The 1,205-nt window shown below is 56.6% G+C and carries 3 protein-coding genes; all 3 read left to right on the forward strand.

All coding sequences use genetic code 11. From position 1 onward, the window contains the following. The coding region (locus A2I95_RS40015; protein ID WP_291737889.1) for a sigma-70 family RNA polymerase sigma factor at nt 1-361 on the forward strand (361 nt) is incomplete at its 5' end. 84 nt (nt 362-445) lie between these two features. Then, nucleotides 446-1,057 (forward strand): hypothetical protein, encoded by a 612-nt coding sequence (locus A2I95_RS40020; protein ID WP_291737890.1) that lies wholly within the window; start codon nt 446-448, stop codon nt 1,055-1,057. A gap of 18 nt (nt 1,058-1,075) precedes the next feature. Next, on the forward strand, nt 1,076-1,205 hold a 130-nt coding region (locus A2I95_RS40025), incomplete at its 3' end, for a DCC1-like thiol-disulfide oxidoreductase family protein (protein ID WP_291737891.1).

A 1,205-nucleotide genomic window follows, 5' to 3' on the forward strand; every position in this document is an offset into this window, starting at 1 on the left:
CCGCAAGGTGATGAAGATCGCCAAGGAGCCGATCAGCCTTGAAACCCCGATCGGGGACGAGGAAGACAGCCAGCTGGGTGATTTCATCGAGGATAAGAATGCCGTGCTGCCCTTGGACAGCGCCATTCAGGAAAACCTCAAGGAAACCACCACCCGGGTTCTGGCCTCGCTGACGCCGCGTGAAGAACGGGTTCTGAGGATGCGGTTCGGCATCGGCATGAACACTGACCACACGCTGGAAGAAGTCGGCCAGCAGTTCAGCGTGACCCGCGAACGGATCCGCCAGATCGAGGCGAAAGCCTTGCGGAAACTGAAGCATCCCAGCCGCAGCCGCAAACTGCGCAGTTTCCTGGATCAGTAATTTAGAGGGCGCCCCGCGGGGCGCCTTTTTCTTGCCTGATTGACCTGTAATCTGCCCAACAGATTAGTTTGGGGAATTCAGAAGATGTTGTTTAGATTCGTATTAGTTGCGCTGATGGCCAGTGCTCATTCCGCGCGGGCAGACGTTCCTGATTTCTTTCAGATCCCCTTCCTATCGGATGTCGCCAGCGCCAGTATTCAAAGGGATTATGAACGGGTCCGCTGCAAGCAGACCTATATGGTGGCCGTGTCGCCGAATGGGCATTGGGCGTCCCGCTGCAGCGGCAACAAGCTGTCGTCGACAATAACCCGTGCTGTATTGCAAAAGTGCGAGCACGCGGCGGGTCAGGCTTGCGGCATGGCCATCGCAAAGGGGCAGAACATACCGGATTGGCAGGCAAGTCCTTCCTTGGTCTATGCCGAGACCGTAAGTCCTGAGACTATTCCGTTTGTTGCTGATTTGCGGGGCAGGGACGTGGTGTCCCGCTATTCTGCGGCCAGACGGAATAAGGCGCTGGCGCTCAGCCGGAACGGAGCTTGGGCTTATGCGTCGGGGCGCTTGACCATGCGCGAGGCCGAACAGGTTTCGCTTAATAAATGTGAAGAAAATGATGGTAATCGCAGACGATGTTTTTTGTATGCTTCCGGCGATGATGTGGTGTTTGGGCCTGACACCAACATTTTCCCCGAACGCTGACCAAGATTGGGGCATGAATTGAATGAGAAAGAAGGAGGGAACACAGACCTCATCGTCTTCGACGGCGAATGCGTGCTGTGCTCGGGCTTCTTCCGCTTCATGCTGTGCCATGACCGGGCCGGGCGGTTCTCCTTTGCCACCGCGCAGT

The sequence above is a fragment of the Leisingera sp. F5 genome (genome assembly GCF_001593695.1).

Coding starts and splice junctions, on each gene's coding strand:
- A2I95_RS40020 (WP_291737890.1), top strand. CDS start 446: ATGTTGTTTAGATTCGTATTAGTTGCGCTGATGGCCAGTGCTCATTCC.